The 25,796-nt window shown below is 43.1% G+C and carries 26 protein-coding genes; 15 read left to right on the top strand and 11 right to left on the bottom strand.

All coding sequences use genetic code 11. The annotated features are described in order from the left end of the window. The first annotated feature begins 2 nt into the window (after positions 1 to 2). Together FTT87_RS06960 and FTT87_RS06955 are read left to right on the top strand one after the other, a co-directional pair. Complete coding sequence (locus tag FTT87_RS06960; RefSeq protein WP_086196660.1) at positions 3 to 836, top strand: ABC transporter ATP-binding protein; 834 nt, start codon at positions 3 to 5, stop codon at positions 834 to 836. A gap of 22 nt (positions 837 to 858) precedes the next feature. Further along, on the top strand, positions 859 to 1,689 hold the full coding sequence (locus FTT87_RS06955) for an ABC transporter permease (protein ID WP_086196659.1): 831 nt from the start codon (positions 859 to 861) through the stop codon (positions 1,687 to 1,689). 198 nt (positions 1,690 to 1,887) lie between these two features. Here the strand turns inward: FTT87_RS06955 and FTT87_RS06950 are convergent, their stop codons facing one another. Continuing rightward, positions 1,888 to 2,976, bottom strand: a complete 1,089-nt coding sequence (locus FTT87_RS06950; RefSeq protein WP_180174591.1) for a sigma-54-dependent Fis family transcriptional regulator — start codon at positions 2,974 to 2,976, stop codon at positions 1,888 to 1,890. Positions 2,977 to 3,205: 229 nt separating this feature from the next. On the opposite strand from FTT87_RS06950, the gene FTT87_RS06945 reads away from it, so the two are divergent. Beyond that, positions 3,206 to 3,421, top strand: a complete 216-nt coding sequence (locus FTT87_RS06945; RefSeq protein ID WP_086176493.1) for a molybdopterin-binding protein — start codon at positions 3,206 to 3,208, stop codon at positions 3,419 to 3,421. A gap of 37 nt (positions 3,422 to 3,458) precedes the next feature. Further along, on the top strand, positions 3,459 to 4,286 hold the full coding sequence (locus tag FTT87_RS06940) for an ABC transporter ATP-binding protein (RefSeq protein ID WP_086196657.1): 828 nt from the start codon (positions 3,459 to 3,461) through the stop codon (positions 4,284 to 4,286). A gap of 114 nt (positions 4,287 to 4,400) precedes the next feature. Here FTT87_RS06940 and FTT87_RS06935 read toward each other — a convergent pair whose 3' ends face one another. The 4 genes from FTT87_RS06935 to FTT87_RS06920 all read right to left on the bottom strand — a co-directional run bounded on the left by FTT87_RS06935 (position 4,401) and on the right by FTT87_RS06920 (position 10,238). Next, on the bottom strand, positions 4,401 to 5,762 hold the full coding sequence (locus FTT87_RS06935) for an LLM class flavin-dependent oxidoreductase (RefSeq protein WP_180174590.1): 1,362 nt from the start codon (positions 5,760 to 5,762) through the stop codon (positions 4,401 to 4,403). Between the two features lie 300 nt (positions 5,763 to 6,062). Beyond that, a complete protein-coding gene (locus FTT87_RS06930; protein WP_180174589.1) occupies positions 6,063 to 7,430 on the bottom strand; it encodes an LLM class flavin-dependent oxidoreductase in 1,368 nt (455 codons plus the stop codon). 164 nt (positions 7,431 to 7,594) lie between these two features. Further along, positions 7,595 to 8,965, bottom strand: a complete 1,371-nt coding sequence (locus tag FTT87_RS06925) for an MATE family efflux transporter (RefSeq protein WP_180174588.1) — start codon at positions 8,963 to 8,965, stop codon at positions 7,595 to 7,597. Positions 8,966 to 9,083: 118 nt separating this feature from the next. Beyond that, complete coding sequence (locus tag FTT87_RS06920) at positions 9,084 to 10,238, bottom strand: methionine aminotransferase (RefSeq protein WP_086196653.1); 1,155 nt, start codon at positions 10,236 to 10,238, stop codon at positions 9,084 to 9,086. A gap of 223 nt (positions 10,239 to 10,461) precedes the next feature. On the opposite strand from FTT87_RS06920, the gene FTT87_RS06915 reads away from it, so the two are divergent. The 3 genes from FTT87_RS06915 to FTT87_RS16215 are packed head-to-tail and all read left to right on the top strand — an operon-like array spanning position 10,462 to position 15,258. Beyond that, positions 10,462 to 13,326 carry a type VI secretion system Vgr family protein gene (locus FTT87_RS06915; RefSeq protein ID WP_180174604.1) on the top strand — a complete coding sequence of 955 codons (2,865 nt, stop codon included), beginning with the start codon at positions 10,462 to 10,464 and terminating at the stop codon, positions 13,324 to 13,326. Beyond that, positions 13,326 to 14,909, top strand: a complete 1,584-nt coding sequence (locus tag FTT87_RS06910) for a hypothetical protein (RefSeq protein ID WP_180174587.1) — start codon at positions 13,326 to 13,328, stop codon at positions 14,907 to 14,909. The genes FTT87_RS06915 and FTT87_RS06910 overlap by 1 nt, the downstream gene beginning before the upstream one ends. Continuing rightward, positions 14,893 to 15,258, top strand: coding sequence for a lysozyme inhibitor LprI family protein (locus FTT87_RS16215; RefSeq protein ID WP_180174586.1), 366 nt, complete (start codon positions 14,893 to 14,895; stop codon positions 15,256 to 15,258). Before FTT87_RS06910 ends, FTT87_RS16215 begins: the two co-directional genes overlap by 17 nt. 61 nt (positions 15,259 to 15,319) lie before the next feature. On the opposite strand, the gene FTT87_RS06900 is transcribed toward FTT87_RS16215, so the two are convergent. Continuing rightward, complete coding sequence (locus tag FTT87_RS06900; RefSeq protein WP_180174585.1) at positions 15,320 to 16,237, bottom strand: Dyp-type peroxidase; 918 nt, start codon at positions 16,235 to 16,237, stop codon at positions 15,320 to 15,322. A 162-nt stretch (positions 16,238 to 16,399) separates the two neighbouring features. Between FTT87_RS06900 and FTT87_RS06895 the strand changes: the two genes are divergently transcribed. Further along, positions 16,400 to 17,020: a LysE family transporter gene (locus tag FTT87_RS06895; RefSeq protein ID WP_086196648.1), complete on the top strand. Its 621-nt coding sequence runs from the start codon at positions 16,400 to 16,402 to the stop codon at positions 17,018 to 17,020. A gap of 12 nt (positions 17,021 to 17,032) precedes the next feature. Here FTT87_RS06895 and FTT87_RS06890 read toward each other — a convergent pair whose 3' ends face one another. The 5 genes from FTT87_RS06890 to FTT87_RS06870 form a co-directional block, all read right to left on the bottom strand. Next, entirely contained in the window at positions 17,033 to 17,545 is a 513-nt protein-coding gene (locus FTT87_RS06890) for a DinB family protein (RefSeq protein WP_086196647.1), read from the bottom strand. Positions 17,546 to 17,643: 98 nt separating this feature from the next. Then, positions 17,644 to 18,126, bottom strand: a complete 483-nt coding sequence (locus FTT87_RS06885) for a DUF523 domain-containing protein (RefSeq protein ID WP_180174603.1) — start codon at positions 18,124 to 18,126, stop codon at positions 17,644 to 17,646. 4 nt (positions 18,127 to 18,130) lie between these two features. Beyond that, a complete protein-coding gene (gene znuB / locus FTT87_RS06880) occupies positions 18,131 to 18,931 on the bottom strand; it encodes a zinc ABC transporter permease subunit ZnuB (RefSeq protein ID WP_086196646.1) in 801 nt (266 codons plus the stop codon). A 3-nt stretch (positions 18,932 to 18,934) separates the two neighbouring features. Beyond that, positions 18,935 to 19,726, bottom strand: coding sequence for a zinc ABC transporter ATP-binding protein ZnuC (znuC, locus tag FTT87_RS06875; protein ID WP_180174584.1), 792 nt, complete (start codon positions 19,724 to 19,726; stop codon positions 18,935 to 18,937). Then, the gene (locus FTT87_RS06870) at positions 19,699 to 20,196 is read right to left on the bottom strand and encodes a transcriptional repressor (protein WP_180174583.1); all 498 of its coding nucleotides are present in this window, start codon (positions 20,194 to 20,196) and stop codon (positions 19,699 to 19,701) included. Before FTT87_RS06870 ends, znuC begins: the two co-directional genes overlap by 28 nt. 139 nt (positions 20,197 to 20,335) lie before the next feature. Between FTT87_RS06870 and FTT87_RS06865 the strand changes: the two genes are divergently transcribed. The 7 genes from FTT87_RS06865 (at position 20,336) to atpA (ending at position 25,719) form a co-directional block, all read left to right on the top strand. After that, the gene (locus FTT87_RS06865; RefSeq protein WP_180174582.1) at positions 20,336 to 21,175 is read left to right on the top strand and encodes a metal ABC transporter solute-binding protein, Zn/Mn family; all 840 of its coding nucleotides are present in this window, start codon (positions 20,336 to 20,338) and stop codon (positions 21,173 to 21,175) included. Positions 21,176 to 21,345: 170 nt separating this feature from the next. Then, on the top strand, positions 21,346 to 21,738 hold the full coding sequence (locus FTT87_RS06860; RefSeq protein WP_092820019.1) for an ATP synthase subunit I: 393 nt from the start codon (positions 21,346 to 21,348) through the stop codon (positions 21,736 to 21,738). Positions 21,739 to 21,849: 111 nt separating this feature from the next. Then, positions 21,850 to 22,725, top strand: a complete 876-nt coding sequence (gene atpB / locus FTT87_RS06855; RefSeq protein WP_086176476.1) for a F0F1 ATP synthase subunit A — start codon at positions 21,850 to 21,852, stop codon at positions 22,723 to 22,725. 82 nt (positions 22,726 to 22,807) lie between these two features. After that, positions 22,808 to 23,053: a F0F1 ATP synthase subunit C gene (gene atpE / locus FTT87_RS06850; RefSeq protein WP_000424060.1), complete on the top strand. Its 246-nt coding sequence runs from the start codon at positions 22,808 to 22,810 to the stop codon at positions 23,051 to 23,053. Positions 23,054 to 23,091: 38 nt separating this feature from the next. Further along, positions 23,092 to 23,562, top strand: coding sequence for a F0F1 ATP synthase subunit B (locus FTT87_RS06845; RefSeq protein ID WP_086196641.1), 471 nt, complete (start codon positions 23,092 to 23,094; stop codon positions 23,560 to 23,562). Positions 23,563 to 23,574: 12 nt separating this feature from the next. Continuing rightward, positions 23,575 to 24,111 (top strand): F0F1 ATP synthase subunit delta, encoded by a 537-nt coding sequence (locus tag FTT87_RS06840; RefSeq protein WP_166171993.1) that lies wholly within the window; start codon positions 23,575 to 23,577, stop codon positions 24,109 to 24,111. 63 nt (positions 24,112 to 24,174) lie between these two features. Beyond that, positions 24,175 to 25,719: a F0F1 ATP synthase subunit alpha gene (atpA, locus tag FTT87_RS06835; RefSeq protein ID WP_086196639.1), complete on the top strand. Its 1,545-nt coding sequence runs from the start codon at positions 24,175 to 24,177 to the stop codon at positions 25,717 to 25,719. Positions 25,720 to 25,796: the final 77 nt, after the last annotated feature.

Here is a 25,796-nt window from a genome sequence, read left to right as displayed (position 1 = left end):
CCATGACCAGTGCTTTAAATTTAGATCATGTGCGTAAGGTTTTTCCCGCACAAAATCATGCCAATAGCAAAAATTATAAACCTGAATTCGTGGCGGTTGAAGATGTCACTCTAGATATTCAGCAAGGTGAATTTGTTTCCATCGTGGGGCCTAGCGGCTGCGGTAAATCGACTTTACTTGACCTGATTGCCGGCCTGACCAAACCTTCTTCGGGGCAGATTTTACTCAGTGGCAAACAGATTACCCAACCGGGTCTGGATCGTGGCATTGTGTTTCAGCAATATGCACTGTATCCCTGGCTGACCGCTTTAGAAAATATTGAATTTGGTCTGGAAGCCAAAGGTGTAGATAAAAAAACTCGCCGTGAAAAAGCTTTGTATTACCTGCAACTGGTCGGGCTGTCCGGTTTTGAAAAACATTATCCGAATGAACTTTCAGGCGGCATGAAACAGCGTGTTGCGATTGCACGCAGCCTCGCCTATGAACCTGAAATTTTATTGATGGATGAACCCTTTGCCGCACTGGATGCACAAACCCGTGAAACCCTGCAAGAAGAACTGATTAAAATCTGGCAAAGCTCGAAAAAAACCATTGTTTTCATTACTCATAGTATTGATGAAGCGATTTTCCTGAGCCAGCGCGTGGCCATTATGACCTCTAGACCGGGACGGATTAAGGAAGTCATCGACATTCCAGCTAGCCTGAAAGCCAAAGATGAGGACATCCGTTCAACGGCTGAATACGGCAAAATTCGTCATCAAATCTGGTCGCTTTTAAGCGAAGAAGTGATTAAGGCACAAGCACTCGAGAAAGATAAACAGCTTGCTCACGCATAAATAAAATTGAGGATTATTCATCATGTCATCGACTCAACAGGCGATTCCGCATAGCGAAGCCTTTAGCCCGTCAAAACCACGTCTGGAACTAAGCTGGCTGAACACCATTTTTAAACGTAGTATTGCTATCATATTATTTTTATTGCTTTGGGAAACCTTACCTCGAACAGGTGTGGTCAGTCCGGCATTTTTACCGCCATTATCCACCGTGTTGGAAACGGCCTGGCAGCTTTATCAAAGTGGTCAATTGGGTACGCATTTCTTTGCCAGTATTCAGCGTTCAATCATTGGTTTTGCTCTGGCCTTAGCGATTGCCATTCCACTGGGTTTGGTGATCGGCTGGTACAAACTGGTTGCAGAAACCCTCAATCCATTACTGGAACTGTTTCGTAATACCACGGCGCTGGCCTTAATGCCGCTGTTCATTTTATTTTTAGGCATTGGCGAAGCCTCTAAAATCAGTTTGCTGGTCTATGCCTGCACCTGGCCAATTCTCTTAAATACCATTACCGGTGTACAAACGGTCGATCCGCTACTGATTAAATCTGCACGTACTATGGGTTTAAAACCCTATCAACTGTTCCGTAAAGTGATTTTACCCGCTTCTGTCCCGACCATATTTGTCGGTATCCGTCTGGCCGGTGCGATCTCGATCCTGGCTTTGGTGGCAGTAGAAATGTTTGGTGCCAAAGCCGGACTGGGTTATCTGATTATGTATTCACAGTTCAGTTTTGAAATTCCACAAATGTTCGTGGGAATTTTAGTGATTACCTTAGTTGGATTATCGTTTAATTATATTTTGATTGGCCTGGAAAAATACTTTACGGCCTGGAAACGTAATCCAGTCGAATAATAAGAATTAAAAATCATTAAAATAGACTTCTTTCATAATTATTCACACCCTCTTTGTATTTCTCCCATAGGGAGAAATAAAAGGAATTTATAAAAGAAGCCTAATAAAAAAACCTCGATAGATAAATCGAGGTTTTTTATTATCTGGTTAAAATTTAAATAGTAAAATAAAAGCATAATAAAATAAATGAGAGGATATTTATAATAAACCATATTTAATTAACCGGGTACGAATGACATTACGGGTCACGCCTAATAATTTAGCCGTATGTACCTGGTTGTACTGGCAGTATTGATAGGCACTGCGAATAAATTTTTCTTCAATCAGCTCATTGATATTGGTCTGTTTAAACTGTTCCGAAGACTGAAAAATACGCTGAAATGTCTGTTCCAAAAGTTGTCCTGCATCCTGAAGATCCTTAATTGTTCCATTCACTGAAGTAGTTGAAGTAAAGTTAAAAGGTTCAGTTTTTTGGGCAATCGATTGAATACTGGAGAAAGTAATATCTTCCGGTTCAACCACCCCATTTTTACTGACTAAAACGGCATGATGAATGGTGTTTTCCAGCTCGCGGATATTGCCGGGCCAAGGGTGCAAAGTCAGTTTTTTGAGCGCCAGTTGACTGAGACGCAATGGGGTCGCATGCGGGTCGGTCTGGTAGACCTGAATAAAGTGTTTTGCCAGCGGAAGAATGTCATCACGACGCTCTGCAAGCTTTGGAATTCTGAGTAAAGCCACATGCAGGCGATAAAATAAATCTTCCCTGAAACGTCCGTCCTGCACGGCTTTTTCCAGATCAACATTGGTCGCAGCAATGATGCGCACATTGATTGGAATCGGCTTGAGTGAACCGACACGCACGATTTCGCGTTCCTGTAAAATTCGTAATAATTTGACCTGCATCGACAATGATAAATCGCCAATTTCATCTAAAAATAAAGTGCCATTATGGGCTGCTTCAAACCAGCCCACACGGGTATGGATTGCACCGGTAAAAGCCCCTTTTTCGTGTCCAAAAAGTTCACTTTCGACTAATGATTCGGTGAAAGCGCCACAGTTCACCGCCACAAACGGGCCTTTGGCGCGATGGCTGAGCTGATGAATCTGCCGGGCGACCAGTTCTTTACCCGTGCCGGTATCACCAATAATCAACGCATTGGCTTCACTTGGCGCAATCTGTTCAATACGGGCAAGCAGCGCCTGTGATAAAGGATCTTCAAATACCGTCGCCGTTGCACGCTTATGCTTCAGGGCAGAGGGTACATTGGGGTGGGTTAAAATAGACATGAGATTCTTATACTTGTTGAAAATGTTAATCATCATGAAATATTTAAAATGGAATGATAAATAATATATCGGTATTTGATTATCGCTTTCAGATATAAATTAAAGCTGGGATTCTTTATCTTTTTAAAAGATAAAAAAAATAGGGATAACTAAAGGATAAATCAAGATAAAGCAAATCAATAATCTGTTTTATATTAGAGATCTCTAAATAACAAAAGGCAGAATTAAAATGGCAATTACTTCAGTAAATGTACGTAACCAGTTTAAAGGCATTATTCAAGAAGTATTAGAAGGTGACGTTGTTTCAGAAATAAATGTGGAAACCAAAGCCGGTCTGTTCACTTCAATTATCAGTACCCGTTCAGTCAAAGACCTAGACCTTAAAGTCGGTTCTGAAGTTGTGGTGTTAATCAAATCGACGGAAGTGTCCCTGGCGAAGCTTTAATTCGCGAGTGCCTCAAGCTTTACAGGAGAATTGAGAGATGACACAGCAAGCAACCGGCCATGTATCTATTCAGCAACTCAGCAAAACCTATCCGACACAAAACAATGACGCTTTAACTGTGCTGGACGATATCAATTTAGACATCCAGCCAGGTGAGTTCATCAGTATTGTCGGCAGCAGTGGCTGTGGTAAATCCACACTGTTACGCTTATTGGTAGGACTGGAAAATAGCTATCAAGGCCAGATTCAGGTGGATGGCAAAAAGATTTTTGGCACCAGTTTACAGCGCGGGATCGTGTTTCAAGACCACCGTCTTTTTCCGTGGTTAAGCGTGCGTGAAAATGTGCGTATTGCACTGCATCAAAGTAAGCTGACACGGGCTGAAGAAGACAAACTGATTGATGAACATCTGCAATTGGTCAATCTGACCAGTTTTGCCAATGCCTATCCATCCCAGCTTTCAGGCGGCATGAACCAGCGTGTGGCGATTGCCCGCAGTCTGGTCAATCGTCCGGAAATTTTATTTCTGGATGAGCCTTTTGGCGCACTGGATGCCTTAACTCGCCAGAACCTGCAAGACGAATTACAGCGGATTTGGCAGGCAGAAAAAATCACCATGGTGATTGTGACCCATGATGTCGAAGAGGCGGTATTTTTAGGTGATCGCGTAGTGGTGATGCAACCCCATCCGGGCCGGATTAAACGTATTGTTGATGTCCCAGTTGCCCATCCGCGTAAACGTGAAGATGTACGTTTGCACAATATTAAAAATGACATTTTGACGGATTTTAGCGATCCGTTAAAAGACCAGTTACACCGTAATAAACTGGCAGCGAAGTTTTCAGATTATCAATTTGCCTGGTAATGCTATGTCCTGTTTTATCCAAAAGCCTGCGTAAAGTAGGTTTTTTAATGTCTGCTTAAAACAGCCAGAGATAAAAAATCCCTCACGAATGAGGGATATTCAATTGCTTTTCAATCAAGATGCTTTGACTTGCTGACCTGCCAGCACATACTGGTTTTCAGGACGTTTCAAACCTAAATTTTCACGTAAGGTTTTGCCTTCATATGCAGTACGGAACAGGCCACGGCGTTGCAGTTCCGGCACAATAAATTCAACAAAGTCATTTAAGCCAGCTGGGGTAGTCGGCGGTAAAATGTTAAAACCATCCGCCGCTTCATTTTCAAACCAGTTCTGTAGCTGATCGACCACTTGTTCTGGTGTACCCACCAGCGTCCAGTGCCCACGTGCCGAGGCAATATATTCATACAGCTGGCGAATGCTGAAATTGTGCTTACGTGCAATATCAATCATCATTTGCTGGCGGCTGGAGAAATTAATATCGGCATCTTCAAGTTTAGGGAAGGGGGCATCCAGGTCATATTTCTCCAGGTTAATTCCACCGGATAAACCTGACAGTAAACTTAAGCCAACTTTGGGATGAATCAGGCTGTTTAATAACTGGTATTTTTCTTGTGCTTCCTGTTCAGTTTTCGCAACAAAAATGGATACACCCGGCATGATTTTTAAATCATCGGCATGACGGCCATATTTCAACAGACGGCTTTTTACATCGCGGTAAAATTCCTGTGCATCGGCCAGGTTTTGTTGCGCGGTGAAAATCACTTCGGCATATTTACCTGCCAGTTCACGGCCATCTTCCGACTGACCTGCCTGTACAATCACCGGGTAACCTTGTGGTGGACGAGAGACATTTAAGGCACCCTCAACTTTAAAGTATTTTCCTTGATGTTTGGGTTCGTGGAATTTGCTGACATCAAAAAATTGGCCGCTTTCCTTATTGTAAAGGAATGCATCATCCTCCCAGGAATCCCAGAGTTTTTGTGTCACTTCAATGAATTCGTCGGCACGTTCATAGCGTGTTTTCGGATCAGGATGCTGTTCCAGTCCGAAGTTACGCGCGGTATCAGCTGAAGCTGTGGTTACGACATTCCAGGCAGCCCGACCTTTGGAAATATGATCCAGCGAGGCATATTTACGCGCTAAAATGTAGGGATCTTCATAAGTGGTCGATGCGGTGGCAATAAAACCGATATTTTGGGTCACTGCTGAAAGGGCTGCAAATAAGGTCACCGGTTCAAAACCGACCGCTTTGTCGCCTAAACCGCGTTGGCCTTCTTTTGCATTACCCCAACTGACCGATAAACCATCGGCAAGGAAATAGGCGTCAAATAAGCCTTTTTCTGCTGTTCGTGCCAGTTCAATTGCATAATCAATATTTAAATGATCTTGCGGACGCGATTCAGGATGACGCCAGCCGGCAGCATGTTGCGATGTTGTGGGAATAAAGGCACCGAGTTTAATTTGACGCTTAGACATTGTTCTATCCTATGAAGTGTATTTTTCTCAATAGTGTCTATTTCAAGATGCATGCCATTTTAAAAATATAATTAAAACAATAATATAAAATACATAATATTTTTATGTGTTTAATGTTCAGCAGTAAAAAAGTTGCTTTGTTGCAAATGCAACAGTAGAAAAAATGCAGTACTTATATGAAATAAGGTTGATCTTCAAAAAAGAATACTTTGGGGCAAAGTAGTGATGAGAAAGATTAAAATGAGGTGAATTTCAAAATACATAAAAAATGCCCCGAAGGGCATTGGGGTAGTTCTTGAATTAAGAGGCCTGCGCTTGTTTTTGCGCCAGTACATACTGATTTTCCGGACGTTTCAGTCCCAAGTTTTCACGAAGGGTGCTACCTTCATATTCAGTACGGAACAGACCGCGACGCTGCAGTTCTGGCACAATCAGCTCAACAAAATCGTTCAGGCCTGCTGGAGTACTTGGTGGCAGAATATTAAAGCCATCTGCAGCTTCATTTTCAAACCATTCTTGTAGCTGGTTCACAATCTGCTCAGGAGTACCCACCAGCGTCCAGTGGCCACGTGCAGAGGCTACATATTCATACAGTTGGCGGATGGTAAAGTTATGCTTGCGGGCAATATCAATCATCATCTGCTGGCGACTGCCAAAATTGATCAAGCTTTTATCCAGTTCAGGGAAAGGCTCATCGATGTCATATTGTTCCAGATCGATTCCGCCGGCCAAACCGGAAAGCAGACCCAGACCGACTTGTGGATGAATAAGACTGTTTAACAGATCGTATTTTTCCTGTGCTTCTTCTGCCGTTTTTGCCACAAAAATCGAAACACCCGGCATGATTTTCAGGTCATCCGGATGACGGCCATATTTAGCTAAACGACCTTTCACATCACGGTAAAATTCCTGTGCATCGGCTAAATTCTGCTGTGCAGTAAAAATCACTTCGGCATATTTTCCAGCCAGCTCACGGCCATCTTCAGACTGACCTGCCTGTACAATCACCGGATAGCCCTGTGGCGGGCGCGGTACGTTTAATGCTCCTTGCACTTCAAAATATTTGCCCTTGTGCTGAGGTTCATGAAATTTTTCTGGCTGGAAAAACTGTCCAGAGGCTTTGTCATATATAAAGGCATCATCTTCCCAAGAATCCCAGAGTTTCTGTGCAACCTCAATAAATTCATGTGCACGTGCATAGCGGCTTTTGGCATCTGGATGTTCGGACAGGCCAAAATTGCGCGCGACTTGTTTAGAGGCTGTGGTGACTACATTCCATGCCGCACGTCCTTTGGAAATATGATCCAGTGAGGCGTATTTGCGTGCCAGCGTATATGGGTGCTCATAGGTGGTCGATGCAGTAGCGACAAAACCAATATTTTTCGTCACTGCAGACAGGGCAGCGAATAGGGTGACTGGTTCAAAGCCAGTATCTTTATCGCCCAGACCCCAGCCTTTGCTGGTGGCGGAACCCCAGTCGCCGCGTACAGCTAAAGTGTCCGCCAAAAAGTAGGCATCAAATAAACCACGTTCTGCCGTTTTGACCAGCTCAATGGCATAGTCAATATTTAAATGATTCTGCGGACGTGACTGCGGATGACGCCAGCCGGCAGCATGCTGAGAAGTGGTTGGAATAAAAGCACCAAGACGGATTTTACGTTCAGCCATGAGAAAAACCTTGTGTTTTTTATGTTGTCAGCTGGTTATAACAAGGAATTTTCAGGCTTAAAAATACGATAAAATTAAATCCATATAAAAAATATGGATTAAGCAGGAAATACGCCAATCACAAGTTTTTTGCTTGGATTTATTTCGCTGTTAAAAGCTGAATATTACACCAGTGCCTTAATGGTCTTTTTCTTCCACACGAATTGGTAATACATGCCTTGCATGATGCACAGGATGACAAAGGCTAGGGCATAGGCATACCAGATGCCTTGCAAGCCCCACCAGTAACTGAACAGGTAGGCACAGGGCACTTCAATCAATAAAATCGCAGCAATATTAATCAGCATCGGTAGGGTCACGGTACCGCTGGCACGCATGATGGAAGCAAAAATTGCACTGGCACCAAAAAACAGGATGGACCATAGCACAATAAATAACAGTTGCTGTCCCAGTACCACCACCATCGGGTCGGTGATAAACAGCGTCATCAGATATTTCGAGAACAGATAGGCTAGAGCCACCAATCCACCGGTAATCACGATATTCATAGCGAGTGCAGTATGGGTCACTTTATTGAGCAGATCCGATTTTTCTGCACCAATCGCCTGTGCTGCAAAAATGGATGCGGCAATGGAAATAGACAGGGCGGGAAACTGGATGTAATTCAAAACCTGATTGACTGCCCCATAGGCTGCAGTGGCATGTGAACCATAACGGTTGACCAGGCCGACAATGACCAGTCCGGCAACAGATGTGGTGACCATTTGAACGCCGGTAGGAATACCTAAACGTAGAATAATTATACTCATTTCCGGGTGATGGCGAATATGGCTGAGCAAATGACGGTCAGGCTTCAGCGGGTGACCTTTTTTATTCAGGTAAATGTACAAAAAGATCAGGACTGCCATATAACCGACAGCGGTCGCAATTGCTGGAGCAATAATGCCCATTTTCGGAAAGCCAAAATATCCGCCAATCAGCACCGGGGTGATCAGGACCCCGATCATAATGGTCATGGCAGAGGCAATCAGTGGTGTGGTACTGTCACCGACTCCGCGCAAAATCGAGCTATAGATAATATAAACAAACAGTAGGGGACTGCCGGCCAGCATCCACTGTACATAAGGCAGCGATAGGGGCATCACCTCCGGGTCGGTACCTAGGGCCAAAAGAATATTTTCGGCAAAAAACATCCCCAGCAGGGCAATGATACTACCGCCAATGAGGGTCATGAACAGGGTAGATCCCACCACATAGCGCACTTTTTCAATATTTTTCGCTCCCCAAGCCTGTCCAACCAATACCGTTGCCCCTGTGGAAAGACCAATCACAAAAGCCAGCAGGCAGAACAGAATTGGAAAAAATACCGCCACCGCGGCAATGGCATTCACCCCCATCATTTGCCCGACAAAAATGGTATTTATGGTTCCGGACAGGTTTTGCAGAATATTGGTCGCAATTAACGGCCACAGAAAAATCAGAAATGTTTTCCACAGTTTTTGCTGGTTGAACAAGGAGTGATGATGAGGAGGCATGGAACGTCCTGTAACGATTTTTTATCTTTTGATTCTCATTGCTAACCCTACCTGAGTTAGCTTAAACAAGCCTTAGTTATTCCGTAACCAAGGCCGGATTTGATTGCAAATGATGAGCTTAAACAGCCGATAAAATGGCAGTAGCCTGTTCTAAGGTTTCATCTTTTTTGGCAAAACAGAAGCGGATTAAACGTAAGTTTTCCGGTGCTTGCTGATAAAACACAGAGATTGGAATGGCAACAATGCCATGCTGTTCAGCCAAGAATTTACACATCTCGACATCATCCAGATCGGGACGAATAGCACTGTAATTCAGGTTTTGAAAATAGGTGCCTTGTGAAGGGGTAAAATGAAAACGCGAATTACGCAGCCCTGAATTAAACAGGTCACGCTTTTCCTGATAAAAATCTGCAAGCCCTTCAATATGTTCGGGATGCTGCTGCATAAATGTGGCCAGCGCCATTTGTATTGGTGTCACCCCGCAGAAACTGGCGAACTGATAGACCTGTCTGAATATTTTCATCAGTTCAGGTGAGGCAATACAATATCCGGTTTTCCAGCCAGTGACATGGAAAGTTTTACCAAAGGAACCGACCACGATGCTGCGGTCACGTAATTCAGGGAATGACAGCGCCGAATAGTGCTTTTGACCATCATAAATCAGGTGCTCATAAACTTCGTCGGACAGAACAATGATATTTTTATCGCGAATCAGTTCAATTAAATTTAACCAGTCCTGACCTGACCAGATGGCACCGCTCGGATTATGCGGGGTATTCACAATGATCATCCGGGTTTTGTCGTTAATGGCATTCTTAACACGATCCCAGTCTACTGAAAATTGTGGGGCGGTCAGGGGAATATGTACGGCTTTAGCTCCCACCAGTTTAACGCTGGGTCCATAACTGTCATAACAGGGGGCGAAAATAATCACTTCATCACCGGCATGAATCAGTGCTTGAATGGCAACAAAAATGGCAATCGTGGCTCCGGGGGTAATGGTGATTTCAGTCAGCGGATCAATCACCAGTTGATCGCGTTGTAAAAATTGCTGGGCTACCTGTTCCCGCAGTGAAATCAAACCATCACTGGGTGCATATTGGTTAAAACCATCTAGAGCCGCCTGGCTTAAGGCTTTGAGTAGCGCGGGTGGGGCAGCAAAGTCAGGAAAACCCTGGGAGAGATTTAGGGCATTTAGGCGATGTGCCATCGCGGTCATTACGCTGAAAATAGTGACACCCTGTGCCGGTAGTTTGGAATGAATCTCAAGCATGACCCGAACTCTTCAATATTCTTTTGCTTTTCAGTGTAACAGCAAGCGCAGCACAGCAAAATAAAAGGATAGGCTTAAGCTCTGCACATTTTTATCTAATTTCATTCATTTAACTGAATTACGCTGATGGATAAAATTAACAAAAAACCTACTGGACGAAAAAAACAACATTTCCTAGAATGCGTCTCAAATTAAAATAAAGCCATAACAACAATAAATGAACATGTTTAAAAATATCCATACTGTAATGGACAGTGTGGGCTTAAGTTTGCAAAAGCGCGCCCTGCACATCCAGTTTTCCAATGAGTTGCTGAATGCTCAGGTCTTTATTCAACGTATTGAAGGGCAGCACCGCATCAATCAGGGCCTAAAAGCTGAACTGATGTGTCTGTCGACGCATGCTTATATTCCATTAAAACAATTTATTGGCGGACAGGTAGCTGTGGATCAGGTGACCGATGCAGGTGAACTGTCCCGGATGACCGGGGTAATTACTGCTGCCAGTCAGGGGCAAAGTGATGGTGCACTGACCCTGTATAAACTGACCCTTGAAGATGCGACTGCACTTTGGCACAAGCGCCGTAATAGTCGCGTGTTTATGAACAAAAGCGTACGTGAGATTAGCGAAATCCTGTTTAGGGAATGGCAAAGCAAAAGTGGCCTGTTTGCAGCCAGTCTCAGTTTAAATATGCAAGGCCTGAGCAAAGAATATGATGTGCGTCCTTTTGTGATGCAGGCTAATGAAACCGATTATGAATTTCTCACCCGACTGTGGCGCAGCGAAGGCATTAATTGGCTGATTGATGAAGCCGAGCATGTCGTTGCCAGCTCGGCAGCAGGCATTCAAGCGCAAAAATTATGTTTGATTGATGAGAATCATCAGTTTAATGCCTTAAAAAGAAGATCGGTGCGCTTTCATCGTAGCTATGCCGCAGAAGTGTTTGACAGCATCACCAGTTTTATTGCCGAACGCGCTTTGCAATCGACTGCCGTTCAGGCTCAGCGCTGGCAACCCAGTCTGCTGTTTCAGGATCAACCCTATTCCCAGCTGAGCAAGCATCAGCATAGTGATGTACAGGACAATGCAAGCTTAAGTCTGGAACAGGCCTGGAGCATTAGCCCCGCATGGACATCTGACTTAACGGGTACGGATCAAAGTACTGTTTCAAACAACCAGCAACTGGAAAAACTGAACCGGCAACTGAGCCAGTACCAAGACTTGCAGGCCAAATATTTTACTGCCCAGAGCAGTGTACGGGATGCTCATGTGGGCTACTGGTTTGAATTGCTCGGCCATCCTGAAATTGACCAGCATTCGGGTTCAGACAAAGAATTCCTGATTTTAGGCAAGTCTTTTTATAACCAGAATAATTTGCCGAAAGACATCCATCGGCAAGTCGATAGCTTGTTGAGTTTAAGCCGTTGGCAGCAGCAGGGTGAGGAACGACAGGGGAATGAGCTGTATCTGGTCCGCCGCAATATTGCCGTAGTGCCTGAATTTCATCCCCTAAATCACCGACCTGTAGCGTATCCGCAACGTGCCAGAGTAGTCGGTCCGGAAGGGGAAAGTATTTATGTCGATCAGTGGGGGCGAATAAAAGTCCGCTTTTTGTTTACCCGTGACGAGGATCATGGACATGATGGCGGAGCCGGCAGCAATGACAATGATAGCGATTCAGCCTGGGTGGATGTCCTGACCCCGTGGGCAGGTGAAGGTTATGGTGTGCGTTTTCATCCACGGATTGGTGAAATTGTGGTAATTGACTTCTTTGAGGGGGATGTGGACCGGCCTTTTGTGGTGGGGCGGATTCATGAAGCGGAACGCCATCAGACCATGTTTGATGGCAAAGGGCAGTTACCGGAGACCAAAAAGCTCAGTGGTATCCGCTCGCAGGAAGTTGGTGGGTCGGGTTTTAACCAATTGCGTTTTGATGATACCTCTGGACAGATCAGTAGCCAGTTACAGAGTAGCCATGGCGCAAGTCAGCTGAATTTGGGACATCTTAGCCATCCCAAAGCTGCTGAGGCCAGTGAGGGTCGTGGTGAAGGTTTTGAGCTAAGAACGGATCACTGGGGTGCTGTTCGGGCGGGTGAAGGTTTGCTCATTTCCACACATAAACAAGATAGCGCGGCAGGTCATCATTTAGAGGTGAATCAGGCCAAACGTCAGCTTGAAAATAGTTTCAATCATTCAAAAGCACTCAATGACATAGCGAAAAATCAGCAAACAGATTCACTCACTGTTTTAGACAATTTAAAGCATTTTCTAGAGCAGATGGAACATAAGGATGAAGCTAAAGCAAATGCCTTTAAACAGGCCTTGATGATTCTTTCTGCGCCAAGCTCCATCGCCTGTGTCACCCATGAAGATTTACATTTCTCTGCTGATGGGCAGATCAGTCAAACTGCTGGAGATGCGATTAATTTCTCAACGCAAAAGTCATTCATTAGCCATGCTCAAGACAAGATCAGCCTGTTTGCAGCGCAGCAGGGCTTTAGTGCATATGCGGCGAAAGGCAAAGTCGAGCTTCAAGCACAGGATGATGCTATTGAAGCCATAGCCCGTAAGGTCATTAAGCTGATTTCGACCGAAGACCAGATTGAAATCACCAGTCCGAAAGAGATTGTACTGATAGCGGGTGGTTCACAGTTAAAGATCAGTGCAGAAGGTGTTTTTACGACTACGGCTGGCAAGTTTGAGAGTAAGGCGGGACAACATAGTTTTGTAGGAGGAGGGAAGGTCGTTATGCCTCAGATCAGTTTACCAATGTTTGAAACGCCTTATAGTAATCAGATGGATTACAGCTGGAATCATTTTTCAGAGGGTGAAAAGGAAATTTTTATTGTTGATCAATTAGATGGAAAATTAATTAAAAATATTAAAAATAAGCTGGATGGTGAAAAAAATATGAGTTCCTTCAGGTTTTATACGCCACAACAAACAGAATTTACAGCATTGGGATTTAATTCTTTAAATACTTATTTAAGTCAGGACATATCAAACGATAATGGTGATGAGCTGATAGAAGAAACAGAAGAAGAAATTTTAGAAGATGATGATGTTTACACAGAAGAGGATTTTGATTAATGAGTCATCTAATCACAATTTTTTCTAAATTCTATGATAAATCAGGTCAACGAATTATTAATCTAAATGTAAAGTCCCGTTATCAAGGCTCAAGTAGAGAAAACCAGCAAAAAACAGATGAAAAGGGTTTTTTCATCTTTCAGGCTTCTTCTAACAGAACAATTGAAATTTTAGCTAAACCACCGAATGCTAAAGAATATACAGTTCTTAAAATGATGAATTCATCCGTAAGCTCATCTGCCAGTTATCCGGTAAAAGTTTATTTACCCAAAACGATTGAAGAATATCGACAAGAAAACATCAAAATTCGTCAGAGTAAAACTGTAAAAAATCTTTTTAAGGTGGTTGATTGTCATGGAAAAGTGATGAGCAACTTTCCTATACAATCACGTCCCAAAGGGAAAAATTCTTTTGAGCGTTGTACCAATCAAGAAGGACTGGCAGAAATAGAATCTTCTCCAAATCGGGACATCGAAATTTTAGTGCTGACATCGGGTGATACATTTGTTTTAAAAAAATCTGTAAATTCTGGCAGTGGTTCTGAACAGCCAATCCTTATTCAATTAGATGAATCTTGCGATAACTTTAAAAGTTTATCGACGATTACGCTGCTGGATAGAAATGATAATAAATATAATGTAGCAAAAACCAATGTTGAAATATTGGCTCTAGAGAGCAAAGAAAAAAATCTAATTTCTGTTTCAAATGGAAAGCTTGCAGTTCGAGGTTATATTGGAAAATGGTTAAAAATAACAGTATATAAACCTGATGGTACGCCACTCAAATCGGTAAATTATTTACCAAAAAGAATAAAGGAAAGTTCAGTTAAGTTGCATTTAGATGTGGATGTCACGAATGGAAGTACTCAGCAAGATAAACCAAATATTAATAAAAATATTGAAAATAAACCATGTCCAAAAGAATGTATTATCGAAACAGTAACCTTTAATACTGAACCGGGTCCTTATATTATTTCCATGCTGACTTGGAAGAAAATTTTAGAATTTGAAACTTACGAAGCTAAACCATACCAACCAGGGGATAATTCTAGTGGTGTTACAATTGCAATAGGCTATGATTTAGGTCAACAAACAAAAGCACAGATTCAAAAAGATTTAGCATCATTTTATTCGGCAGAGCAAATTAATCGATTATTGACTGCACAAGGTAAAATTGGTGCTGTGGCAACAGAACTGATACCAAAATTATCAGATATTACGATTACAAAAGATAAAGCTTTACGTTTAGCGACCGTGCTCAAGACTCGTTATGCTAATCAAGTTCTCTCTATTTATCCTGAAGCATTAAATCTTCATCCTCATTGTCAGGGAGTGTTACTTTCACTTGTCTTTAATCGTGGGCCGGGATTGAAGGATAAAAAAGGGCAGTTAACACGAAAGCATATGCGGCAAATTAAAGAAGCATTTAAAAATAATGAGATCGATACAATTCCGGATATTTTTAGAGACATGTCAAAGCTTTGGAATAAGACAGGGAAAAATGGGAATAGAGGGGTAGGAATACGTAGAAGGCAGGAAGCTGCTATATTTGAAGAAGGATTAAAATGTGATTGTTTTCAATAAAAAAATATTAATTTTTATATTATTATTAATTAGTTCAATAACATGTTTTGCTTATAGTCAAAAATGTGTTCCTGATAGCGTAATTTTTAATGATATTTTAGGGTGTTATATAAATGAGTATAATAAATATGACAAAGAATTGAATGAATTATATGCTTATAAAATAAGTAAGCTGTCGAAAATTAAAAAAAATAAATTAAAAAATTCTCAACGAGAATGGATCAAGCTTAAGGAATCAATATGTGTAGCAGATGAAAAAAATTATGGAAGAGAAAGTCATTTTGATGCTATGCAATGTCAAATCGACATGACTAAAGAAAGAATATTATTTTTAGAAAAATATAATTGATTTATATATTGAACCATTAAAAAATGAGAAATAGCTTAATAAGATATTTCTCATTTTATTATCATGCTACAACTTCTTCCAGTAATTCTTCACTCGGCGCAAAGTAATACGCTCCATCCATTGGTGTGACAAAGTGAAGCAGACGGTCATGAATACCATCACCCGTAGTGCCAAACATATGTTCCAGCATATGATCGATAATGTTTAAGTTTTTGGTATAAGCAATAAAGAATAAACCTTGGTCACCTCGACCTTCGCCATAAGGAAGGGAATGGCGTAAAATTTCCATTTCTTCACCTTTCTCATCCTCAATCACCACACGGGCAATGTGGGCATCTTTAGGCTTCACCTCATCATCCAGTTCAATCGACTCTAACTTGGTTCGACCCATCACATTTTCTTGTGCATCGACTTTTAATTTTTTCCATTTTTCCAGGTTATGTGCATAGCGCTGCGCAAAGACAAAAGAGCCATCAGCAAAAATTCCGGCATCTTCATCGAGTAAAGCGACTTCGGCACGATCATCGGGGAATTGCGGATTTTCAGTGCCATCTATGAAACCAGTCATGTCACGTCCATCGAAATAGCGGAAACATACCCGTTCATCCAGTACTTCAACTTTGTCTTGAATACCTTCAAAGAAAGACTGGCTTAAGGCAAAGCAGATGTCGGCGCGAGCACTGGCAATATGAATCAGCAGATCAGCAGGGACAACAGGCATCTGGAATGAACCTTGAATCGGTTGTAATTGCTTAAAGCCGGCAGGAGTTTGATGATAAAGTTTTGCCCAAAGCTCCGGACCAAAAGCGACGCCTGTTTTAATTTGTGCATTCGGATGCTGGGTGATTAAACGGTCACGGGTGCTAAATAAATCCGCAAGTTTTTCTTTTAACTCTTCAATCGTTAAGTCTTTTAAACGTAAAACAATAAACCGGGCATGATCTGAAGGTAACGGTAAAATTACAGATTGGGCAGTCATACAGGGCTCCTAACAATTTTTATAAAATACGTATCTGGCTTTATTGTGCCTCATCACTGCTTGAGTGAATAGCCCAAGGCTTGAGTTTGCACTTCGATTTTTAAGCCCTTTAAAAGATGAAAAGTCATATAATAGTTTCACTTTTTTATCTCCTTATATTTTATGTCTTACCAAGTTTGGCTTGCCTATATGCTGGCATGCTGGGTCATCAGTATTTCTCCTGGGGCAGGTGCAATTGCTTCGATGTCGAGCGGTTTAAATTATGGTTTTCGACGTGGATACTGGAATGCTTTAGGTTTACAGCTGGCACTTTTAGTGCAAATCGGGATTGTGGCAGCTGGGGTCGGGGTGCTATTTGCCACGACACCTTGGGCTTTTTGGGTGGTGAAATGGTTTGGCGTAGCGTATCTCTTGTATTTGGCATACCTGCAATGGACAGCACCCGCACAGGCCATTGAGATTCAACATCAACAACCGACTAAATCGATTCCTAAATTGGTCTTATATGGCTTCTTGGTCAATATGAGCAACCCGAAAGCGATTGTATTTTTACTTGCCGTGTTGCCACAGTTTCTGGATTTGTCTAAACCACAATGGATTCAGTATCTGATTATGGCAGTCACCATGGTGACGATTGATCTGATCGTGATGGCGGGTTATACAGGATTGGCCGCCAAAGTGCTGAGACTTTTAAAATCGCCGGAACAGCAGAAATATATGAACCGGACCTTTGCGGTATTGTTTGCCTGTGCAGCAACGTTATTAAGTTTGGTACATCAATAAAATGAGAATGGATTAAGTCACAGCCTGTTGTTCTTCCATCAGCATAAATAACATATCCAGTTCCGGTGATGCATAATCCAAAGCCGTCATTGCAGCCGTGATTTGTCCGCGATGATGGGTAGCATGATTGAACACATGCATTAGTGTTGCTGCATAAGGTAGGCTCAAGTCTTGGCCCCGTGTATTCCGGTAATGTAGCACGCCATCTAAAGCTTCCTGGTTTAGCTCTTGTATCAAGCTCTGCCACAGCCCAGCACTTTGAAGCAGCCGTTCTAATAATCGATGACGGTCAGTCTCAATCACACTGTTTAAGGCGATAGCGGGTGATTCCCCTTTAGAAAAACGAGAAAACCAAAGTTCATGTTCAGCAACAAGCAAGTGGTTCAGTGTACCCAAAATACTTTTGAAGAACAGACCACAATCTTTCGCAAAATCTTCATCAGAAACAGTGTGTAGAGATATGCTTAAGCGATGGGTGGCCCAAAGATGATAACGCGCCCATAGTTCGAAGGTGTGAATATTCATTGGAAAACTTATTTTGTTTTTTATTTGAACAGTATATATAAAAGCCGTTTGAAGCTTTGGCTAGAATAAAACTATTGTCTGGATAAAGTTGAAATGTATCAGCGTTCAGTGAGTTTTAAAGCCTGAAGGAATTCATGTTCAGTTAATACCACAATACCCTGTTTCCTAAACAGCGCGGCGGTTACGCCTTCACCCTGAATTTTATCTCCTGTAAATGTTCCATCATAAATCAAGTCACTGCCACAGGATGGACTATTTGCTTTTAGGATGGCATGAGTAACCTGATGTTCTTGCGCCAAGGCTAAGGCTGCATAAGCCCCTTGAATAAAGGCATCAGAAACATTCATGCCTTCTCGATCTATTACAGTCGCATGATTGTTCAGAACATCTCTACCTGATGCATTCTGAATTTCAGCAGGCGGGCGAGGGGTAGGCAGTCCGCCACTGATCTCAGGACATAAACTCACATATTGATCAGGTATTAAATCTGAAACTAATTCCCGGACTAAACAATCTTGTCCATCGTAACGAACTTTTTGTCCAAGCAGACAAGCACTAATAAAGTATCGCTTGCCGGTCATCATCTTAGCTCAGCTTCTTGAACTTTTGTACTGTAAAAATCACCGCAAATAAAATTGCCATAGTCAGGACAATGGTCAGGCCGGTAGAGGTATCGAGTCCTGCGCTGGACCATAGTCCGACACTAATCCCGATTTGTGCAATCACAAAAGCCCAAACCACCATCTGTTTCGGCGAGTTTGCCAGCAAACGTGCGGTTAATGCCGGAATCACCAGTAAAGCGCCCATCAACAATGAACCGACCGCACGCAAAGCCAATACGGTAAACAGGGCCAGCAGTAGCATAAACACCAGACGTTGCCATTTGGCATTCACGCCTTCACTCACTGCCATATCGGGATCAATCGCAATCTGAATCTGTGCTTGCCAGTTTTTATACAACACAGCTAAAGCCGCAATAATGACTAGAGCAAACATCGGCAAGTCTGACCAGGAAATTTGCAACAGATCGCCAAACAAATAGCTGAGCAGTTCAGGTCTTAAACTAGGAATATGCTGAATAAACAGTAAGCCCGAGCAGAGCAGGGTGGCTGAACAAAGTGCCAGTAGGGCATCATTGGGTAGGCGAGGATCATGCAGTACCCATAAAATGGCTACCAATAGAAAAGCCAAAAAGCTCACGCCCAACCATAAAGGTAGGCTCAAAGCACCTGCAATCGCCACGCCCAATAAAGTGCCATGTGCCATGGTGTCGGCAAAAAAAGACATCCGTCGCCATAACATCAGACAGCCCAGCGGAGCCGTTAGAAACACCAACAGGGTTCCCATGGTCCATGCAGGTAACAAGAGTTGTAACCATTCCATCATGGCTTAAGCTTCCGGTTCAGGGTGAATATGTGGACGAGGATCATGCTGACACGGAGTCGCACTGTCACCATGCGCACAGTGGTCATGATGATGTTGATAGAACACACGGTTGGTACCGAAAATGGCCTGATATTCGGGGTGCTGCTGCACATTTTCCGGCAAGCCGCTACAGCAGATATGTTTATTTAAACACACGACCCGATGCGTACCTTGCATGACCCATTGCAGGTCGTGTGAGACCATCAACACGGCACAGCCATATTTGATCGGCAGGCTTCTGACATATTCATACAGTTCAGCCTCGGACTGAATATCCAGACCTTGCATCGGTTCATCTAGTACCAGTACCTCGGGCAAACGCAGTAAAGCCCGTGCCAGTAATACCCGTTGCCGTTCACCACCTGAAAGTTGCTGAACCTTACAATCCTGTAATTTGGTAATGCCGGTATCACGAATAATTTCTGCCTTGATATCTGCATCGCAGTGTTCTAAAGCCAATAAATCCCGCACCCGCAAAGGCAGGCTATGCGATGGACTAAACTTTTGCGGCACATAGGAAAATTTGAGTTTTTTATGGCTATGAATTTTTCCTGAATTGGCTTTTACAATGCCTAAAAGCACTTTAATCAGGGTAGATTTTCCCGCACCATTTGGACCGATCAGGGTGACAATTTCTCGCTCGTGTAAAGCGAAATCCACATTTTTCAAAATGTCACGGTCATCAATCCGCACACTGATTTTATCCAGGGCAATTAGGGGATTGACTGTTACTGTTTGTTGCGACACTGCTGACATATCCCGGAAATTTCAATAATACTGTGATGTGCAGTAAATTGATCTGATGCTGAAAGTTCATCCAATTGTTTTAATAGCCCCTGAGCAGAGGCCTCTGTAACATTTTTGCATTCGGTACAAATTAAAAATGCTGCCTGATGTCCTTCGCGCGGATGACAACATGGAATGTAGGCATTAATCGAAGTTAAACGATGGATTAAACCTTTTTCCAGTAAAAAGTCCAAAGTACGATATACCGTTGGTGGTGCAGCAGGACGGTCAGATTCACTCTTGATTTTAGCCAGCAAGTCATAGGCACCCATGGGACCGCTGGCATTTAAAATCAGTTCCAGCACTTCTTTACGTAATGGGGTTAAGCGTGCGCCAGTCGTTGCACAGAGACTTTCTGCTTCAGCAAGACGAGTTGCTATATTATGATGGTCATGTACGCCATGTAATGCATTGTGATGTTCGTGCGAACATAAGCTCATAGCCAACCTCAAGTGCGAAATTTATAAAAATCAAAGGACATTAAATCTTAACATGAAGCGATACCTGTTTCGATAAACATAGGTATTTTTGTCGATTTGTTATATTATAACACTTATTGAGTATTTGGTGATTTTCTTCATGTCCCGTTTCTTTGCATTTTGTGCACTGGCCCTCTTCAGTAGCTTTGGTTGGACACAGAGTCTGGTGGTTTCTACGCATCCCATTTATCTTATTGCTCAGGAAGTGACTCAGGGCGTGGAGAAGCCTGTGCTCTTGCTGGGGGATCAGTCTGGACATGACATTACCCTGACGCCAGCGCATCGCAAAGCCATTCTGGATGCCTCACTGGTGATCTGGCTGGGTAAGGCACATGAAGCTCCATTGAATAAGCTGTTGTCTGATAATCCCAAAGCGATTTCGATTTTAGATTCCGGTATTGTGCAGACCCTGCCGCAGCGTACTACTCGTGGTGTGGCGTTGAACAATACGGTCGATACGCATGTGTGGCTAGATCCCAACAATGCTGTACGAATCGGCTTTTTTATTGCAGCCCTGCGTTCACAGCAATTACCGGAGCATAAAGAAGCCTACTGGGCCAATGCCAAACGCTTTGCTCAAGAGATGTTGCTGAGTGCACAGCAATATAATAGCAATACAACAGTGAAACCTTATTGGGCATATCATGATGCCTATCAGTATCTGGAACGTGCTTTAAACCTGAAATTTTCCGGTGCATTGACCGATGATCCACATGTTGCACCGACCATTGCCCAAATCAAGTATTTAAATGATAGCCGTCCAGCTCGTAATATGTGCCTCCTGGCAGAAGGGCATGCCAGCAAGAACCAGTACCAGAAGTTGAATCCGGTGACCTTCCAGGCGGTCGATGAAAGTATGGGCAGGGAAGGGGACTTTGTGCTGGCATGGAAAAAACTTGCCGAACAAACCCATAAGTGTGTACAAAATGCACGAAAATAATGCAAAAATTAAACAGTAATGGATGAGTTCAAAAGCGATTTATGTAATTAAAAAATCCGACTTAGGTCGGGAAAAGATTGCATGTTCAGGGGTGTAACTCTATAATGCCTGCGATTAAAAACGATCATCAGCTAAACTTGTCAAGCATGATTGCTGTGAGTGAATAAATAATGAGCCGAACTAGTCGCATGATTGACCGACGATTAGCGAAAGCTTTAGTCATTTTACAAGCATGCATGATTCCTGTTTCAGCCTTGATAGCGTGGGTCGTGAAAGACTCAACTGCAGCTTACAGTGCCGCACTTGGTGCGTTGGTGTGTTGGCTTGCAAGTTGTTATTTTTCTTGGCAATCGTTTCGAGCCGCAGGTGCGCGAGCTTCAAAACAGGTTCTTTCGAACATGTATAGAGGCTTGATGGGCAAGTTTGCAATTGTGATTGTTGGTTTCATTTTAATTTTAAGCACTGTCAAACCGTTGTCAGCGGTGGCATTGTTTTGTGGATTTATACTTGTTCAGACGATGACGTGGGTCGCACCTTTTTGGGCGTCACGACTCCGGAAATAAGTTTAAACACAACAAAAAATTGAAAAGTTTTTTAGGAGATGAACGAGATATCAGGCAGCACGCGATGTTCGTTCCCTCTATTTAGTATTTGACATTGACCAGGTGTGATTTATGGCTGCTGAAGAACATGCCCTTACTTCGACCGAGTACATCAAGCATCACTTGACCAATTTAACCTATGGCAAAATGCCTGATGGTTCTTGGAAATTGGCTGAGACTGCTGATGAAGCTCAACAGATGGGGTTCACTGCTATTCACTTGGATTCAATGGGTTGGTCTATCACTCTCGGTGTGGTTTTCTGTTTGTTGTTCTGGTTAGTAGCGAAAGCTGCAAACGCTGGTGTTCCTACCAAGTTCCAGTCTGCAATCGAAATGATCATCGAGTTTGTTGACTCAAGTGTCCGCGACACTTTCCATGGCAAATCACGCTTAATTGCGCCTTTAGCCCTCACAATTTTTGTGTGGATTTTCCTGATGAATGCGATGGATTTACTTCCAGTAGATTTCATCCCGCATCTTGCAGGAATTATTGGTTCAAACGTATTTGGTATGGACCCGCATCACGTTTACTTCAAGATTGTTCCATCTACTGACCCTAACGTTACCCTTGGTATGTCATTGTCGGTATTTGTGCTTATCTTGTTCTATAGCATTCGTGAAAAGGGCATCGGCGGTTTCGTCGGCGAGTTAGCACTCAACCCATTTAACCCAAGTAACCCAGTTGCAAAAGCGTTGCTCATTCCAGTGAACTTGATTCTGGAACTCGTAACATTCCTTGCACGTCCAGTTTCATTGGCTCTACGACTTTTCGGTAACATGTATGCAGGTGAGTTAATCTTTATCCTCATCGCATTATTACCGTTCTGGATCCAGTGGGCGTTGTCTGTGCCTTGGGCGATCTTCCACATTCTTGTTATTACGTTACAAGCATTCATTTTCATGATGCTGACTATCGTATACTTGAGTATGGCTAGCGAAAAACATTAATGGTATTGCCTGACTGTCAAAGGATGGTTGGGCTTAATTTTTTACTTTAATTTGGTATATACCTAACCTCTGAGGAATTATCATGGAACTCACTTTAGGTCTAGTTGCAATTGCATCTGCTATCTTGATCGCTTTTGGTGCTTTAGGTACTGCGATTGGTTTTGGTCTTTTAGGCGGCCGTTTCCTTGAAGCTGTAGCTCGTCAACCAGAATTGGCTCCACAACTTCAAACTCGTATGTTCTTAATCGCGGGTCTTCTTGATGCTGTGCCTATGATCGGTGTTGGTATTGGCTTGTTCTTCATCTTCGCTAATCCATTTGTAGGTTAATCAGCTTAATTCCTAAATTAAACCATTGAGGAATAGCAATGAATATCAACCTCACATTGATTGGCCAAGCGATTGCATTTGCGATTTTCGTCGCATTCTGCATGAAGTTTGTATGGCCACCACTAATCAATGCGATTAGTGAGCGTCAGCGTAAAATCGCTGATGGCTTAAATGCTGCTGAAAAAGCGAAAGCTGACCTTGCCGATGCGCAAGCTCAAGTGAAAGCCGAATTAGACGCAGCTAAAGCACAAGCGGCTCAATTGATCGAACAAGCGAACCGTCGCGGTGCGCAATTGGTAGAAGAAGCGCGTACTCAAGCAGCTGCTGAAGGTGAGCGTATTCGTCAACAAGCGAAAGAAGCTGTTGATACTGAAATCAATGCTGCTCGCGAAGAATTACGTCAACAAGTTGCTGCTCTTGCAGTGATTGGTGCAGAAAAAATTCTGACCCAGCAAGTTGACGCAGAAGCTCACAATGCCATGCTGACTCAGCTGGCTGCTAAACTTTAAGAGAGGCGGATTATGGCTGAACTCTTGACGTTGGCACGCCCATACGCTAAAGCAGCATTTGCTTACGCTTCTGAGCAAGGTGCAACTGACGCTTGGTCAAATGCATTAACTTTGCTCAGTGCTGCGGTGCAAGATGAAGCATTTTCAGCTTACTTAAATCGCCCTGAGCTTACTCCTGCAGAGCAGGTAAGTGTTTTTGCTAAAGTTTTAGGTGAAGATCAAACTGCAGCAGTGTCAAACTTTTTGACATTGCTTGCTGAAAATGACCGTTTGACTCTTCTTCCTGAAATTGAAACAGAATACGAACAGCTCAAATCACAGAATAACAACACTGTGGATGTTGTGATTGAATCAGCATTCCCATTGTCTTCTACACAAGAACAGCTACTTGCAGATGCGTTGAAAAAACGCTTTAACGCTGCGGTAAATGTTTCTGTAGAAGTTAAACCAGAATTAATTGCTGGTGTAGTTATTCGTGCAGGCGACCAAGTGATAGATGATTCTGCGCTTAACAAGCTTGAAAAAATGCGGACTCGTCTTCTTGCGTAATTATTTATAAAAAATTACTGCGTAAAAGAAGACTGAACTTTAAAAAGATTGAGGTATAGCGCAATGCAACAACTGAATCCATCCGAGATCAGTGCGCTCATTAAACAGCGTATCGGCGATCTGGACACCAGCGCGACCGCTAAGAACGAAGGGACCATTGTTATGGTTTCCGACGGTATTGTGCGTATTCACGGCCTTGCTGATGCAATGTACGGTGAAATGATCGAATTCGACGGCGGCTTATTTGGTATGGCACTGAACCTAGAACAGGATTCAGTGGGTGCCGTTGTCTTAGGTAACTACTTAAGCCTTCAAGAAGGTCAAAAAGCGCGTTGCACAGGTCGTGTATTAGAAGTTCCGGTTGGTCCAGAACTTTTAGGCCGTGTAGTAGATGCTTTGGGTAACCCGATTGATGGTAAAGGCCCTATTGATGCAAAACTTACTGATGCTGTTGAAAAAGTAGCACCAGGTGTAATTTGGCGTCAATCAGTGGATGAACCTGTACAAACTGGTTATAAATCAGTAGATACAATGATCCCTGTAGGCCGTGGTCAACGTGAGTTGATCATTGGTGACCGTCAAACTGGTAAAACAGCAATGGCGATCGATGCGATCATCGCTCAGAAAAACTCTGGCATTAAATGTGTATACGTAGCTATTGGTCAAAAACAATCGACTATTGCTAACGTAGTACGCAAGCTTGAAGAAACTGGCGCTATGGCGTACACAACTGTTGTAGCTGCAGCTGCAGCTGATCCTGCAGCAATGCAGTATCTAGCTCCTTATGCTGGCTGTACAATGGGTGAGTACTTCCGTGACCGCGGTGAAGACGCGCTTATCATTTATGATGACTTGTCTAAACAAGCTGTTGCTTACCGTCAAATTTCATTGCTTTTACGTCGTCCACCAGGTCGTGAAGCATATCCTGGTGACGTATTCTATTTACACAGCCGTTTACTTGAACGTGCTTCTCGTGTATCTGCTGACTACGTTGAGAAATTCACTAACGGTGAAGTTAAAGGCCAAACTGGTTCATTAACTGCATTGCCGATTATTGAAACTCAAGCCGGTGACGTATCTGCATTCGTACCAACCAACGTAATTTCGATTACTGATGGTCAGATCTTCCTTGAAACATCATTGTTCAACGCAGGTATCCGTCCTGCTGTGAACGCGGGTATCTCTGTATCTCGTGTTGGTGGTTCTGCTCAAACCAAGATCATCAAGAAATTGTCTGGTGGTATCCGTACCGCTTTGGCGCAATATCGTGAATTGGCAGCGTTTGCTCAGTTCGCTTCTGACCTTGACGAAGCAACTCGTAAGCAACTTGAACATGGTCAACGTGTAACTGAGTTAATGAAGCAAAAACAATATGCTCCTTACTCAATTGCTGACCAGGCTGTTTCAATTTATGCATCTAACGAAGGCTACATGGCTGACGTTGAAGTGAAAAAAATCGTTGCATTTGATGCTGCGTTAATTGCTTACTTCCGTTCAGAACACGCTGCAGTAATGCAAAAAATTGACGAGACTGGTGCTTGGGACAAAGATATCGAAGCTGAATTCAAAGCTGGTATTGAAAAGTTCAAAGCGACTCAAACTTACTAATTTAGCAACTTGCTAGATTAGTGTTGGTTTGGTTCACGGAATCAACCTTCGAGGGCTCGAAAGAGCCTTCGAATACT

It is taken from the genome of Acinetobacter sp. YH01022, from assembly GCF_013420235.1.
Taxonomy (GTDB): domain Bacteria; phylum Pseudomonadota; class Gammaproteobacteria; order Pseudomonadales; family Moraxellaceae; genus Acinetobacter.
Note: the sequence above shows the minus strand (reverse complement) of the source record. Positions and strands in the feature narration are given on the sequence as shown.